This window comes from Enterococcus sp. DIV1421a (assembly GCF_051711025.1).
Classification (GTDB): domain Bacteria; phylum Bacillota; class Bacilli; order Lactobacillales; family Enterococcaceae; genus Enterococcus_B; species Enterococcus_B hirae.
Genome location: NZ_JBIOLU010000001.1, coordinates 737,300 through 750,926 on the forward strand (window position 1 = coordinate 737,300; position 13,627 = coordinate 750,926).

Sequence of the window (13,627 nt, forward strand, 5' to 3'; positions counted from 1 at the left end):
AACGCCTAAATGAATAAGAAAACAGCCAACAAAAAATAGCAAAAGTAGTTATCTAGAGATGCTAGATGAAAAAGTCATTGTTTATTGATAAAAAGAATAAAAAAATAGTTGGAATTGTGAATTTTTTCACTTAAAATAAAGGAGTACTAAAATTTAGGAGGAAAAGAATGAAAAAAGTGCTAAAAAGTTTGGTGGTTATTACATCAGTTTTAACAATGGGAGCTTGTAGTGCAGATTCAAAAGAAAAAACGACGACAAGCACGAAATCATCTGAAAAAACAGAGGTATCTTCAGGTGCATCGGAACAAACGTATACCAACCCAGCTGAAATGAAAGATTCTTATGATATTATCATTGTTGGTGCAGGTGGAGCAGGGATGACAGCAGCGATTGAAGCAAAAGATGCTGGATTGAACCCAGTCATCTTTGAAAAAATGCCAGTAGCAGGTGGGAATACCTTAAAATCTTCAAGTGGAATGAATGCATCAGCCACTAAATTCCAACAAGCTGACGGAATCAATGACTCCAATGAAGCGTTCTACGAAGAAACATTAAAAGGCGGAGGTGGCACCAATGATCAAGAATTACTCCACTACTTCGTTGATCATTCAGCCGCTGCGATTGATTGGTTGGATCAAAATGGAATCAAATTGGATAATTTAACAATTACTGGGGGAATGAGTGAAAAAAGAACCCACCGTCCTTCAGATGGCTCAGCTATTGGTGGTTACTTAGTTGACGGATTGTTAAAAAATGTACATGAACGTAAAATTCCTATTTTTGTGAATACAGATGTAACTGATATCAAAGAAAATAGTGGTAAAGTCAATGAGGTGACTGTACAAGTCCAAGGCGAAGAGCCAAAGGAAATCAAAGGGAACGCAATTGTAGTGACAACTGGCGGGTATGGTGCCAATCAAGAAGTGATTGAAAAATACCGTCCTGATTTAGCAGGCTATGTCACTACTAACCAAGTAGGCTCAACTGGTGATGGAATCACGATGATTGAAAAATTAGGTGGTCAAACGGTTGACATGGATAAAATCCAGATACATCCAACAGTCCAACAAGATGAAGGCGTCTTGATTGGTGAAGCTGTTCGAGGTGAGGGAGCTATTTTAGTCAACCAAGAAGGACAACGATTTGTGAATGAATTAGATACAAGAGACAAAGTTTCCGCAGCTATTACAGCTTTACCGGAAAAATCTGCTTATTTGATTTTTGATCAAGGAGTAAGAGATCGAGCAAAAGCAATTGATTTCTATGAGCAAAAGGGTTACGTGACTTCAGGAGACGATCTGGCAGAATTAGCTGAAAAAGTAAATGTGCCTGCAGACAATTTGGCTCAAACACTTGAATCCTGGAATAAAGCAGTCGATGCTCAAAAGGATGACGCTTTTAATCGGACGACAGCGATGGATAATGGGCTGACAGAACCTAAATACTATGCGATCAAAATTGCACCAGGTATCCACTACACAATGGGTGGCGTGAAAATCAATACGAAGACAGAAGTGTTGAATAAAGAAAATCAGCCGATCACTGGTTTGTATGCTGCTGGTGAAGTAACTGGTGGGCTACACGGGAATAATCGGATTGGTGGTAATTCGGTTGCTGAGATTATTATCTTTGGACGACAAGCTGGACAACAGGCAGCAAAATTCGTCAGTGAAAATTAAGAACGTAAATATAAAGTAAATGGACGGTCAATTAGGAGAAAACTAGCATGTCAAAAGTTAGTTTTCTCCTATATTTTTTATCAAACTGTGAAGAACATGCGATCATGGTTCTACTCCTTTACTTTGAATAAATGATTATTTGATAGAAAATAAGTGACTTTTGCAGGTCATTCCAGATGATAATAAATAAAAATAGAAACGAGTGAAACGAATGAGTCAACAATTATATTATTTCTTTTTGATAATCGCATTCGTACGATTGTATGTATTAAAAATTTCAAGTAAGCATGCGAACCAATTATTACATGAAGGAGCGATTGAGTATGGAAAAACAACTACGAAATGGTTAGCTATCTTACATACGCTGTTTTATTTTTCTGCTTTCTTTGAGGGAAGCATTCAAAAAACACAAATTAATTGGGTCAGCTGGATTGGATTTTGTCTCATCCTATTTTCGTTTATCATGCTCTTTTGGGTCATGAAATTATTAGGAAAATATTGGTCAGTGAAATTGATTTTTGAACCAGATCATCAATTGATTGAACATTGGTTGTTCCAACGGGTCAAGCACCCCAATTATTTTTTAAATATTTTACCTGAATTGATTGGAGTCGTGCTTCTTTTTCACGCCTATGTGACACTCATTATTTTTATTATTCCTTATAGTCTCTGTCTCTATCTACGAATAAAAAAGGAAAATCAATTAGTTGCATCTATTAAACAGAAAGAAATAAAGCAGTCATAATAAACTAGCTAAATAAAAAAAGCCGTAGAATCCAAAAATAGTTGCTCCTATTTTTGAGATTCTACGGCTTTTTTTGATTGCTATTTGCATTTAAAAGTTGGTTATTCTGTTATCGTCAAAATAATCTTTCCGATATTCTTATTCGCTTCCATATATTCATGAGCTTCTTGGACTTGCGCCAATGTAAAGGTACGATCAATAATCGGTTTGACTCGTTGGTCAGCTAGATAAGGTCCAACTACTTGCATAAATTCTTGAGTCAATTGAGCTTTGTACTGATCACTTCGAGGAGTCAACAAAGTGCCGATCAATTGGATTCGTTTGGTGATCAAGGTAGCTAAATTAATCTCTGGTACAATTGTTCCACCTAACATTCCGATCAATACCCAACGTCCATCAATAGCAATAGAAGCTAAATTTTTCTCCCAATAAGAAGCTCCGATGAAATCTAAGATGACGTCGACACCTTTTCCATTGGTGATTCTTGCTACTTCGGTTGAAAAATCCTGTGTTTTGTAATTGATCTGTTCATCTGCACCAAGTTTTTGACAAAAAGCTAGTTTTTCTGATGAACCAGCAGTGACGATGACGGTTGCCTTAGTAAGTTGTTTTGCTAGTTGGATGGCTGCCGTTCCCACACCGCTCGCTCCAGCGTGGATCAAAACAGTTTCACCTTCTTGTAAATTTCCTAGCCAATAGAGTGTTTGGTAAGCTGTTAGAAAAACTTCTGCAATACCAGCCGCTGCAACATTATCCAATGTATCAGGCAGTAAAATTGCACGGTCAGCTGGCATCACTGCGTACTCGGCATAACCGCCTAAATTGACTAACCCACATACTCTTGTACCTGGTACAAAAGCTGGGTTATCACTTCGGTTTTCAACAACTTCTCCAGCTACTTCTACGCCAAGAATTGGGTAAGGAGTCTGTTGATTCGTTGTTTCTCGCCGCATGATGTCCGTTCGATTGATTGCCGCTGTGTGGACTTTAATGAGTAATTGTCCTTTTTTCGCTATTGGTTTTGGTGCATCGATCTCTTGTAGTACTTCGGCAGAACCGGGATGTTTGATCGTGATGGCTCGCATTTCTTATTCCTCCTCGACTATTTGCTGCAACGCAGTTGAAATTTCCTGCGTTCCTTCAGATAGTACTAGCGTTGTTTTAGTTATAGTTGGTTGTTCCACTAAAGCTGTCAAAACAGCAGCTACCGTTTGACGAGAGACGGTTTTAGCAGTGGCTTCGGTTGGTTTTGCCAGTTGGACTGTAGTGACTTCTTCATTTGTTAATGACACTGGCTGGATGATTACATAATCTAAAGTTGTTTGTTGTTTCAGCCACTCATCAGCATAATGTTTCGTAATGTAGTAATCAATCATAGAATCTGGCCATTTGCTGCGATCCTCGGCAAAAACAGCACTAATCATAAAGTAGCGAGAAACATGTGCTGATTCGGCTGCTATCATTGTCTTGATCGCACCGTCTAAGTCGATCTGCAATAAGTTTTTCCCTTGCGAACCCGCAACAAAAATAACGAGATCACAACCTTTAAAAGCATCTGCCATTTCTTCAATTGTCCAAGTAAGATCGAAAGAAACATAAGTGACATTATCTTTTTTTACTAAAGATTGTGTTGCAACCTCGCGAACACCTGCTGTCACTTGATGTCTAGTAGTTGCAAGGTCTTTGATTAAATGCCGACCAATTTGGCCATTAGCACCTACAACAAAAATTTTCATTTTAATCATCCTTTCTTATAATAATCACTATCAATCATAACACTAAACAAAAAAAATGCGAGAAAGAGGTTATGAAAGCATCGATAGCTCCGAAGACAATAAGAAAGAATTTTTTAAAATAGCTTCACATATTTTGAAAAATTCAGGCTTATTGCCGAAGGTCAGCTCTGAGAACGCCGTGGATAGGATAATAAACAGCATGGGGAACTTAGATGGGACAAATTCAGGCTTGCTCCAAGGAGTAGAAGCTTTCATACTATTGATGATTTTTAAGTAAAAAACATCCATCTACCAATTTCAACAAAAATTGGGATGGATGTTTTGATTCAAAGAAGATCATGTTCGCTATCAGCTAATTGTCTTATTTAGGTTGGGGTGTCGCATGCATCAAACGAAGCAAGACACTACCAACAGCGACTGTAGCAATTCCAGCGATGATTCCTTCTGGAACACCACTCGTAAAGATAACAGCTAAAATAGCAGTATATAACGCATGGATACTTTTTCCGACCACTTGAGCATAATCTTGTTGGAATAAGAAATAGATCATATTCATCACTAGGATCGTATTCACGAAAGAACCAGCTAAGCCTGCTAGAAACAAAGAAACACCTTGAAACTTGTTTTTACTTAGCCGTAGTATTCCTTTATAGACAAAGTAGGGAACAACACCAATCAATATCCTTGGAATAAAAGCAATCAATAATGCTTTCAAACTTCCGTGGTCTGTGCCAATCACTGGGATGAATGGGGAGAAGACGAATGATAAAGGCGTTTGAATGACCGTACTACGGATCATACTAATCAAGCCGAATGTCCCTCCTAGAAAGCCACCTAAACGTGGGCCTAAAACGATTGATGCAATGATCACTGGGATATGCATGGTCGTAGCGTTGATTGGACCAATAGGAATAAACCCAAGCGGTGTGACCGCTAATAAAATCATGATTGCTAAAAACATAGCAGTCAAAGCAAAAGTACGTGTGTTTTTCATAATGACTCCTTTTATATTAAGCGTTTCTTTCATTAATCAATTGTACCGTTTGATCAATGATTATTTGGGTATCAGCTAAAGCACCTTTGCCAAAATCACCACAAGCCAACAACGACTCTCTTGGCTCGATTTCTTGATAGCCGATTGATTTTAACGTATTTAAATTCCTTTGATTGAGTGGATGTTGATACATATTTGTATTCATTGCAGGAGCAATCAACTTCGGAGTATCTGCAGGGAGTGCCATTGCGACTGTTGAGAGCAGATCATCTGCTAATCCATTTGCTAATTTACCGATAATATTAGCCGTAGCAGGAGCAATCAAGAACAAGTCTGCTTGTTTTGCCAGTTCGATGTGATTAATCACTGAAGGTTCTTTTTCTTGCATGACATCGGTATGGACGGCACGTTTTGATAAGGATTGTAACGTAAGAGGCGTGATGAAGTGAGTGCTGCTTTCTGTCATGATTACGTCTACTTGGTAGCCAAGTTTCACGAGTTGGTTGGTAATATCCGCACTTTTATAAGCAGAGATACTGCCAGTAACCCCCAATAGAATTTTTTTCATAATTGTTTACTCCTTTCATTCCCTGCTAAAATCAAGCTTAACTTTTGTGTTTTAAGAAATAAATCAGAGAATTCTTTTCAGCGTTTCATTGGTTAAAGGAAACTGGTTCTATTATAACCGATGCTAATAATTTAGCAATTTCTTCCTTGGACTGAGCTTCTTTGATTGTTCCGTCTGCCCCTAATAGATAGCCGTGATGGTTTGTTCCGTCGATTTGTGTCAGATCATTCGCAAGGATGTAGTCTACCTGATTCTTCATGATGCTTTTTTTGGCGACTGCTAAAAGTTCTGTTTTTGAAACATCGACTAATAACTTAAAGCCGATGATGGTTGCTTCTGGTTGCCATTTTCTTAGATAGCTGATGATCTTAGGCGTTTTTTTCAAGGCAATTAACAAGTGTTCTGTGTCAGAAGAGATTTTTTCAGCTTTATTAGGATTTATTTCATGGTCTCGGAACCATGAAGAAAGGTGTTCTGGCGTTAGCGGTGTTTGGTCAATGCTCTGTGCCAATTGTTCTTCAGATAGGCTAAAAGCAGGAGTGAAATCGCTCACTGCCATACTATGGATGATGGCATCATAAGAGTCACTTGTCAGTAATCTTTCCAAAGTTTCAAATAAATCTTGAGTGGACTCGATTAGATGAAAGCGAATATTGTCCTGTGACGTTGGCTTGACAGCACTGTTTGTCGTGACATAGTCGATCATTACTGTTGAATCAGCTACCAATGTTTCAGCAATCTTTTTACCTAACTGCCCAGTCGAATGATTTGTGATTGAACGGACTTGATCAATTTTTTCGCTTGTGCCACCAGCCGTAATCAATATCTTCATTTCATTTCACCTACATTAACTAGTGTTCTTCCCTGATGTTGCCCAGCTAACAATCGTTGAATCACTTTGGGCAATTCCTCCAAGGCGATTTCTTTAACGAAAAGATCATCAGCAATAGCAAGATCAGCTAATTGTTGCCATAAAGAGAAACGTTTTTCATGCGGAACATTGACTGAATCGATACCGATCAACTGGATATTGCGCAAAATAAACGGTAATACAGTAGTGGTCAATTGGATTCCTCCAGCATTTCCACATAATGCCGCAGCACCATCATAGGCGATCAAAGGAAGGAGTTGGGTCAATAAGTCACCACCAACCGTATCAATGACATAATCGATTTGTTGCTTTCCTAAAGGTTTTGTCTTTTCAGGAAGAAATTCATTTGGGGATAGGACTTCATTCGCCCCTAATTTTTTCAGCCATTCCACCGATTCTTTTTTGCGTGAAAGAGCGATGATCGAAGTAAAACCCATTTTTTTTAAAATTGCTACAGCGGTACTGCCTACTCCGCCAGATGCTCCAGTTACAACAATACGGTCACTCGATTTCATCCCTTTTGATATGAGGGCGTTCACGCATAAAAGTGCAGTAAAGCCAGCGGTTCCTAATACCATTGCCTGACGAAGTGACAAGGTTTTCGGAAGTGGGATCAACCAATCACCAGAAACTTTCTGGTACTGGCTATAGCCTCCAGGTTGAGTGACGCCCAAGCCATAACCAGTTAGGAGAACAGAATCATCTGTTTTGAAACGCTCATCTCGACTTTCGACAACGGTTCCTGAAAGATCAATCCCAGGTGTCATAGGGTAAGAGCGGATGACGCCACCAGATTCACTACTAGCTAGTGCATCTTTATAATTAACATCAGAATAAGCAACTTTGACTAACACTTCATTCGCTGATAAATGGGGCATTTCCTGGTCGATGATCGAAGTATGGAAATGCGGAACATTATTTACTTGAAACGCTTTAAATTTATTCATGTAAAAACAGAACTCCTCTCAAAATTTTTCTTTTATCATACCATAAATCAATCTATTTTATGGTGATTTGCTGATGATTAGTGTCTAAAAAAAGTGAAACTTATTCTTTCAAATAAAAAAGATTTTTTTCGTGAAATTTAAAATAAAAAGGGTTGTGTTTTTGATCAAAATTTGTATACTAGTACGAGTGAGAGTAAACTTGATGTTTACTATTAGAAAACTTCATGGAGGAGGAATGAGATGGAAATAGGTGAGAAGTTAAGAAATTTACGTATCCAGAAAAATTTGACACAAGAAGAATTAGGTGAACGTACGGATTTATCAAAAGGCTATATCTCTCAATTAGAACGTGACTTGAGTTCGCCATCCATGGAAACATTTTTTTCGATTCTTGAAGTATTAGGTGTTTCCCCTGAAGAATTTTTTCATCAAGAAACAGTGAATCTACAAGTTGTTTATTCTAAAGAAGATCATACCGTTTATTTAGATGAAGAAAATGGTTATCAACTTGAATGGTTGGTCTCTGATTCGAATGAAAAAGAAATGGAACCTGTTTTACTGACATTCAATGAAGCAGGAGAGTATAAATTATTTGAACCTTCTTTATCAGAAACGTTTATTTTTGTGTTAGAGGGGGAATTAGAGTTAAGCTTAGGTGAAGAGCGATATATTGCCAAAGCAGGTCAATCGATCTATTACCAAGCAACAAAGCACCACCAATTGAAGAATCATCAATCAAAACGTACGAGGGCATTGATTGTCGCTACTGAATCGTACTTGTAATTTTAGGGGGTTAAAAAGTGGGAAAACCAATTATTTCATTTGATCAGGTGGTCAAACGCTATGATGATGAAACGATTTTGAAAAAAGTGAGTTTTGAGATCGAACAAGGGAAATTTTATACCTTATTAGGTCCTTCGGGTTGTGGAAAAACAACGATTTTACGAATTATTGCTGGTTTCACAGATGCTACTGAAGGCGAAATGTATTTTGAGGGAAAACGATTAAATGATGTGCCAGCTAATAAACGGCAAGTAAATACGGTTTTCCAAGATTACGCCTTATTTCCTCATATGAATGTATTCGACAATGTCGCTTTTGGATTGAAAATCAAAAAAATGAATAAAGTCGATATTGAGAAAAAAGTCAAAGATGCACTTCGCATGGTGCAACTTCCTGGGTACGAAAATCGAGAAATTAGCGAAATGTCTGGTGGACAAAGACAACGTGTGGCTATCGCGCGGGCTATCGTTAATGAACCTAAAGTATTGTTGTTAGATGAACCTCTGTCTGCGCTGGATCTAAAGCTGCGAACGGATATGCAGTATGAATTAAGAGAGCTGCAACAACGTTTGGGAATTACATTTATTTTTGTGACACATGACCAAGAAGAAGCTTTAGCGATGAGCGATGAAATCTTTGTGATGAATAAGGGGAAAATCGTGCAGAGTGGAACACCTGTCGATATCTACGATGAACCGATCAATCATTTTGTGGCTGATTTTGTGGGTGAAAGCAATATCGTTGATGGTGTGATGATCGACGATAATCTTGTAGAGTTTGTTGGCAAACGATTTGAATGTGTTGATGGTGGAATGCGTCCCAATGAACCAGTTGAAGTCGTCTTGCGCCCTGAAGATTTAACGATTACTACCCCTGATAAGGGAAAACTGGTTGTGACTGTTGATACGCAACTGTTTCGTGGGGTCCACTATGAAATTGTCTGTTACGATGAGCAACAAAATGAATGGACGGTTCATTCAACGAAAAAAGCAAAAGAGGGTAGCAAAGTTGGTCTAGCCTTTGATCCAGAAGATATCCATGTCATGCGTTTTAATGAATCAGAAGAAGAATTTGATGCACGACTTGATAGTTATGAAGAGTAAGGAGGAATAGTCAATGAAAGCAATGCGTAGAATCTACTCTGTTCCTTATGTACTCTGGCTTGGTCTATTCGTGATCGCACCAGTTTTGATGATCATTTACCAATCTTTTTTTGATATGAATGGACACTTTACTTTAAATAATTATGCTACTTTTTTGACGTCTAGAACGAATCTTTTCATGGCGTTAAATTCTGTTTGGTATGCCTTTTTGATTACCTTTTTTACATTAATCATCAGCTATCCGACTGCTTATTTTTTAACTAAATTAAAACATAAACAGTTGTGGTTGATGCTGATCATCTTACCAACATGGGTGAATTTATTACTAAAAGCTTATGCGTTTATTGGTATTTTTAGTATCCATGGAAGTGTGAATCAATTTTTTGAATTTTTAGGGATTGCTCCAAGACAAATTTTGTTTACCGATTTTAGTTTTTTATTTGTGGCAACTTATATCGAGATTCCATTTATGATTATGCCGATATTCAATGCATTGGAAGAAATGAATCCGTCATTGATCAGTGCTAGCCGTGATCTAGGAGCTAATAATTTTGAAACATTTCGCCGAGTAGTATTCCCATTGTCATTGAATGGTGTAAAAAGTGGGATTCAAGCAGTGTTTATTCCTTCACTGTCATTGTTCATGTTGACACGACTGATTGGTGGAAATCGTGTGATCACTTTAGGAACAGCAATTGAACAACATTTTCTCGTGACTCAAAATTGGGGGATGGGTTCGACGATCGGAGTTATTTTGATTATTGCAATGTTTATTGTGATGTTGCTGACAGGTGAGAAGAAGAAGGGAGGCCGCGCATGATGAAAAAATTTAAGTGGTCTTACCTTTACCTCTTTATTGTTTTTCTACTATTATATTTGCCTATCTTTTATTTGATTTTCTACTCCTTTAATGACGGTGGTACCATGAACAAATTTACCGGTTTTACTTGGGACCATTATCAGGCAGTTTTTGAAGATACACGATTGATCATTATTGTATTGAACACCTTTATGTTAGCTTTTTTATCGGCACTGATCGCAACGATTATCGGAACGTTTGGGGCAATGGGGATTTACTATACTAAAAAACGTCAAGCAAGAACGACATTACTAAGTATGAATAATATTTTATTAGTTTCACCAGATGTAATTATTGGTGCCAGTTTCTTGATTTTCTTTACTTTTTTAGGCTTTGGATTAGGTTTCCAAAGTGTTTTGCTTTCTCATATTGCCTTTAGTATCCCAATCGTTGTATTGATGGTATTACCTAAATTACAAGAAATGAATGATTCGATGGTTGATGCCGCTAGAGATCTAGGTGCAAATAATTTTCAAGTCGTAAAAAATATTATTTTACCATTCCTGTCTCCTGGCATCATTGCAGGCTACTTTATGGCATTTACTTATTCATTAGACGATTTTGCGGTGACCTTTTTCGTGACAGGTAATGGATTCACTACGTTGTCAGTAGAAATCTATTCTCGTGCTCGTCAAGGAATCAGTTTAGAAATCAATGCGTTAAGTGCATTAGTGTTCCTATTTTCGATGGTTTTAGTGATCGGTTATTATTTTATTAGTAAAGAAAATCGTTCCAAAAAACTGAGAAAAAATCGCCGAGGACGTGAGGAGGTCGCACGCTTACGATGAAAAAATTACAATCACTGTTTGTGGGTATCGTTGTGATCATCTTGGTCTTGCTCTTTGGTGTACGGCAATTAGAACAAGCAAGCGGAATGAGTGGAGCAAAAATCGTTACGATCTATAATTGGGGCGATTACGTTGATCCTAGCTTGATCACAAAATTTGAAAAAGAATATGGGTATAAGGTCAATTATGAAACGTTTGATTCCAATGAAGCCATGTTTACTAAGATCCAACAAGGTGGCACAAATTATGATATAGCCATTCCTAGTGAATACATGATCCAAAAGATGATCAAAGAAAAATTAGTGCTTCCTTTAGACCATTCCAAGATCAAAGGATTAGCGAACATTGATGAGCGTTTTTTGGATTTAGACTTTGATCCCCAAAATACCTATTCGATTCCATACTTTTGGGGAACCTTGGGGATCGTATATAATGATAAAGTTTTCAATAAAGAGGAAATCCAGCACTGGAATGATCTTTGGAAACCGAAATTAAGAGATAGTTTGATGTTGATCGATGGTGCCAGAGAAGTGATGGGGCTATCGTTGAACAGTTTGGGCTATTCGTTGAACAGCAAAGAGATGGATCAATTGAATGCAGCTGCAGATAAACTGAACAAACTAACCCCTAATGTCAAAGCGATCGTAGCTGATGAAATCAAAATGTATATGATCAATGAAGAAGCATCCGTCGCAGTAACTTTTTCTGGAGAAGCAGCAGACATGATGTCTGAAAATGAACATCTTCATTATGTGATCCCTTCAGAAGGTTCGAATTTATGGTTTGATAATATTGTGATGCCGAAAACAGCCAAGAACAAAAAAGGTGCGTATGATTTCATCAACTTTATGTTGAAACCAGAAAATGCTGCCCAAAATGCTGAATACATTGGCTACTCAACACCTAACAAAAAAGCGAAAGCTCTTTTACCAAAAGAAATTTCCCAAGATGAACAATTCTATCCCTCTGATGAAACCATCTCTCATCTAGAAGTTTATGAAGACCTTGGACCTAAGTTTTTAGGAATCTATAACGACTTGTTCTTAGAGTTCAAGATGTATCGGAAAAGCTGGTAAAACTTAGTGAAATTGGGAGAAAATCAATCTTAAAATAGCCTATTTCACGTACTTTCTGATACTCAGTTTTCCAATTTTCTACCAAAAGCGTCTTTTTAGGCGCTTTTTTTGTGTTATTTTATCTTTTCTACCAGCGATTTTCTACCAGAGAAAATAGACGAAATAGTGATGCAACAAGTATGATATGTTTTTGATAGGCATTGGTTGGATTAGTCTAATGCCTGTAAGGTAACTTACAAATAAAAGCCTATTTTTCAGTCGCCTTTTGGTGGCTATTTTTTATAGTTGATATAATGAATATGAATAGAAATAGGTTGTTTTATCAACTATAATTATATTGTGATGTATGAGACATTCTATTGTATTTGTATTCTATCCTATCCTTTACATAAATCATCTAACAAAGAAGGTATAGTTATGTACTCTGTAGAGTTCAGCAAGGAATTTTCCGATGTATTTTCTGAGAATCAATCAAAAAAATACCAAGAAATAATCGTATATAAAGTGAATGAGTATTTGACACATAATTTTTATCGCATCAAACCTGTCCATTCATCTGCAAAATACTCTATTTATGAAATGAAAATCCATTTAGGAAAGGAAGATTTTCGAATTGCTTTTAGAATAGATGGCAAAAAGGTGCAAGTTTTTTATATTAGTCGAACGTTGAAAAAATTTTTATTTGATAAGGAAGTAAATAAGTTGGTTAATCGATTCAACAAAAATCAATGGCTAGTCGATGAAGAAAGTAGAAGTGCCGTAAAATGAACATGATTTATAAAAAGCAATTAAAACAATATTTGAAAAAAACATTTAAGTCAAAGAACTGTTTCGCTTTAAAAATTCTTACATTCAAAAAAGATCGCTATGTATTTATTTGTTATGACCAAGAACGATACACGATAGTTGAAGATGGATTCGAAAAGAACAGGTACCATTTTGGCTCTTCAGATGAAGCAATGAAAAAAGTAATGAAAATAGCAGATATTGAATTTAAAAATAGCTATAGACTTTATATACAAACTAAACTTAAACAATGACTCTCATTTGTTTTATCTTCTTGAAAGGAATGCTTTATTATAAATAAAAAACGACTCAAAATGAGTCGTATAAATCAATTATTGTAATAAATCATTAATTTCTTTAAATTCTTTATCAAGTTCTTTTTCATCATATTTCTCATATTTACCAGCTTCATGAAGGATTTTTTTAATTTCATGAATCGCTTTTCGTTCAACTAACCATTTTTTTAGGTTATGTTTTTTTTCTGGATTTTCAGATAACGTATCAAGTTCGTCTAATTCTTTATCCAGTTTATTAACCGTAGCAATAATTTTGTCTAAAGTTTTTTCTTCTTTATGTTCTAAATTTGACATTTATCTTCACGTCCTTTTTATTTGATAATTCAAGTATAAAATGTCAATATATTTTTTTCAAATAAAACTCTTTAGATATGTTTTATTGCATAAGTAAATAGA

General features: G+C 36.6%; 16 protein-coding genes. 9 read left to right on the forward strand and 7 right to left on the reverse strand.

Annotated elements, in window-relative coordinates:
• Window positions 1–167: 167 nt before the first annotated feature.
• Together IGK21_RS03480 and IGK21_RS03485 are read left to right on the forward strand one after the other, a co-directional pair.
• The gene (locus tag IGK21_RS03480; protein ID WP_081127864.1) at window positions 168–1,679 is read left to right on the forward strand and encodes a flavocytochrome c; all 1,512 of its coding nucleotides are present in this window, start codon (window positions 168–170) and stop codon (window positions 1,677–1,679) included.
• A gap of 211 nt (window positions 1,680–1,890) precedes the next feature.
• Window positions 1,891–2,424, forward strand: a complete 534-nt coding sequence (locus tag IGK21_RS03485) for an isoprenylcysteine carboxyl methyltransferase family protein (RefSeq protein WP_096709322.1) — start codon at window positions 1,891–1,893, stop codon at window positions 2,422–2,424.
• Window positions 2,425–2,525: 101 nt separating this feature from the next.
• On the opposite strand, the gene IGK21_RS03490 is transcribed toward IGK21_RS03485, so the two are convergent.
• From IGK21_RS03490 to IGK21_RS03515, 6 genes are all read right to left on the reverse strand, one after another.
• Window positions 2,526–3,509 (reverse strand): NAD(P)H-quinone oxidoreductase, encoded by a 984-nt coding sequence (locus IGK21_RS03490; protein ID WP_181914846.1) that lies wholly within the window; start codon window positions 3,507–3,509, stop codon window positions 2,526–2,528.
• Window positions 3,510–3,512: 3 nt separating this feature from the next.
• Entirely contained in the window at window positions 3,513–4,160 is a 648-nt protein-coding gene (locus IGK21_RS03495; protein ID WP_010719849.1) for an SDR family oxidoreductase, read from the reverse strand.
• A 361-nt stretch (window positions 4,161–4,521) separates the two neighbouring features.
• Entirely contained in the window at window positions 4,522–5,154 is a 633-nt protein-coding gene (locus IGK21_RS03500) for an ECF transporter S component (RefSeq protein WP_010719848.1), read from the reverse strand.
• Window positions 5,155–5,170: 16 nt separating this feature from the next.
• Window positions 5,171–5,722 carry a phosphopantothenoylcysteine decarboxylase gene (coaC, locus tag IGK21_RS03505; RefSeq protein ID WP_010719847.1) on the reverse strand — a complete coding sequence of 184 codons (552 nt, stop codon included), beginning with the start codon at window positions 5,720–5,722 and terminating at the stop codon, window positions 5,171–5,173.
• 85 nt (window positions 5,723–5,807) lie between these two features.
• Complete coding sequence (locus tag IGK21_RS03510) at window positions 5,808–6,554, reverse strand: phosphopantothenate--cysteine ligase (RefSeq protein WP_010719846.1); 747 nt, start codon at window positions 6,552–6,554, stop codon at window positions 5,808–5,810.
• Entirely contained in the window at window positions 6,551–7,540 is a 990-nt protein-coding gene (locus tag IGK21_RS03515; RefSeq protein WP_181914847.1) for an acrylyl-CoA reductase family protein, read from the reverse strand. The genes IGK21_RS03510 and IGK21_RS03515 overlap by 4 nt, the downstream gene beginning before the upstream one ends.
• 240 nt (window positions 7,541–7,780) lie before the next feature.
• Between IGK21_RS03515 and IGK21_RS03520 the strand changes: the two genes are divergently transcribed.
• From IGK21_RS03520 to IGK21_RS03550, 7 genes are all read left to right on the forward strand, one after another.
• Window positions 7,781–8,323: a helix-turn-helix domain-containing protein gene (locus IGK21_RS03520; RefSeq protein WP_010719844.1), complete on the forward strand. Its 543-nt coding sequence runs from the start codon at window positions 7,781–7,783 to the stop codon at window positions 8,321–8,323.
• A 17-nt stretch (window positions 8,324–8,340) separates the two neighbouring features.
• Window positions 8,341–9,426, forward strand: coding sequence for an ABC transporter ATP-binding protein (locus IGK21_RS03525; RefSeq protein ID WP_010719843.1), 1,086 nt, complete (start codon window positions 8,341–8,343; stop codon window positions 9,424–9,426).
• A gap of 13 nt (window positions 9,427–9,439) precedes the next feature.
• Window positions 9,440–10,246 (forward strand): ABC transporter permease, encoded by an 807-nt coding sequence (locus IGK21_RS03530; RefSeq protein WP_010719842.1) that lies wholly within the window; start codon window positions 9,440–9,442, stop codon window positions 10,244–10,246.
• Complete coding sequence (locus IGK21_RS03535; RefSeq protein ID WP_034699851.1) at window positions 10,246–11,073, forward strand: ABC transporter permease; 828 nt, start codon at window positions 10,246–10,248, stop codon at window positions 11,071–11,073. The genes IGK21_RS03530 and IGK21_RS03535 overlap by 1 nt, the downstream gene beginning before the upstream one ends.
• Window positions 11,070–12,149 carry an ABC transporter substrate-binding protein gene (locus IGK21_RS03540; RefSeq protein ID WP_181914848.1) on the forward strand — a complete coding sequence of 360 codons (1,080 nt, stop codon included), beginning with the start codon at window positions 11,070–11,072 and terminating at the stop codon, window positions 12,147–12,149. The genes IGK21_RS03535 and IGK21_RS03540 overlap by 4 nt, the downstream gene beginning before the upstream one ends.
• A 417-nt stretch (window positions 12,150–12,566) precedes the next feature.
• Window positions 12,567–12,917, forward strand: a complete 351-nt coding sequence (locus tag IGK21_RS03545; protein WP_010738289.1) for a type II toxin-antitoxin system RelE family toxin — start codon at window positions 12,567–12,569, stop codon at window positions 12,915–12,917.
• Window positions 12,914–13,189, forward strand: coding sequence for a hypothetical protein (locus IGK21_RS03550; RefSeq protein WP_053766137.1), 276 nt, complete (start codon window positions 12,914–12,916; stop codon window positions 13,187–13,189). The genes IGK21_RS03545 and IGK21_RS03550 overlap by 4 nt, the downstream gene beginning before the upstream one ends.
• Before the next feature lie 78 nt (window positions 13,190–13,267).
• On the opposite strand, the gene IGK21_RS03555 is transcribed toward IGK21_RS03550, so the two are convergent.
• Window positions 13,268–13,525, reverse strand: a complete 258-nt coding sequence (locus tag IGK21_RS03555) for a hypothetical protein (protein ID WP_010738287.1) — start codon at window positions 13,523–13,525, stop codon at window positions 13,268–13,270.
• Window positions 13,526–13,627: the final 102 nt, after the last annotated feature.

Bases quoted from the DNA above. Each gene is read 5' to 3' on its own strand.
- coaC (WP_010719847.1), bottom strand. From the start codon at position 5,722: ATGAAAAAAATTCTATTGGGGGTTACTGGCAGTATCTCTGCTTATAAA.
- IGK21_RS03490 (WP_181914846.1), bottom strand. From the start codon at position 3,509: ATGCGAGCCATCACGATCAAACATCCCGGTTCTGCCGAAGTACTACAA.
- IGK21_RS03545 (WP_010738289.1), top strand. From the start codon at position 12,567: ATGTACTCTGTAGAGTTCAGCAAGGAATTTTCCGATGTATTTTCTGAG.
- IGK21_RS03495 (WP_010719849.1), bottom strand. From the start codon at position 4,160: ATGAAAATTTTTGTTGTAGGTGCTAATGGCCAAATTGGTCGGCATTTA.
- IGK21_RS03535 (WP_034699851.1), top strand. From the start codon at position 10,246: ATGAAAAAATTTAAGTGGTCTTACCTTTACCTCTTTATTGTTTTTCTA.
- IGK21_RS03520 (WP_010719844.1), top strand. From the start codon at position 7,781: ATGGAAATAGGTGAGAAGTTAAGAAATTTACGTATCCAGAAAAATTTG.
- IGK21_RS03500 (WP_010719848.1), bottom strand. From the start codon at position 5,154: ATGAAAAACACACGTACTTTTGCTTTGACTGCTATGTTTTTAGCAATC.
- IGK21_RS03555 (WP_010738287.1), bottom strand. From the start codon at position 13,525: ATGTCAAATTTAGAACATAAAGAAGAAAAAACTTTAGACAAAATTATT.
- IGK21_RS03510 (WP_010719846.1), bottom strand. From the start codon at position 6,554: ATGAAGATATTGATTACGGCTGGTGGCACAAGCGAAAAAATTGATCAA.
- IGK21_RS03530 (WP_010719842.1), top strand. From the start codon at position 9,440: ATGAAAGCAATGCGTAGAATCTACTCTGTTCCTTATGTACTCTGGCTT.
- IGK21_RS03550 (WP_053766137.1), top strand. From the start codon at position 12,914: ATGAACATGATTTATAAAAAGCAATTAAAACAATATTTGAAAAAAACA.
- IGK21_RS03480 (WP_081127864.1), top strand. From the start codon at position 168: ATGAAAAAAGTGCTAAAAAGTTTGGTGGTTATTACATCAGTTTTAACA.
- IGK21_RS03485 (WP_096709322.1), top strand. From the start codon at position 1,891: ATGAGTCAACAATTATATTATTTCTTTTTGATAATCGCATTCGTACGA.
- IGK21_RS03515 (WP_181914847.1), bottom strand. From the start codon at position 7,540: ATGAATAAATTTAAAGCGTTTCAAGTAAATAATGTTCCGCATTTCCAT.
- IGK21_RS03540 (WP_181914848.1), top strand. From the start codon at position 11,070: ATGAAAAAATTACAATCACTGTTTGTGGGTATCGTTGTGATCATCTTG.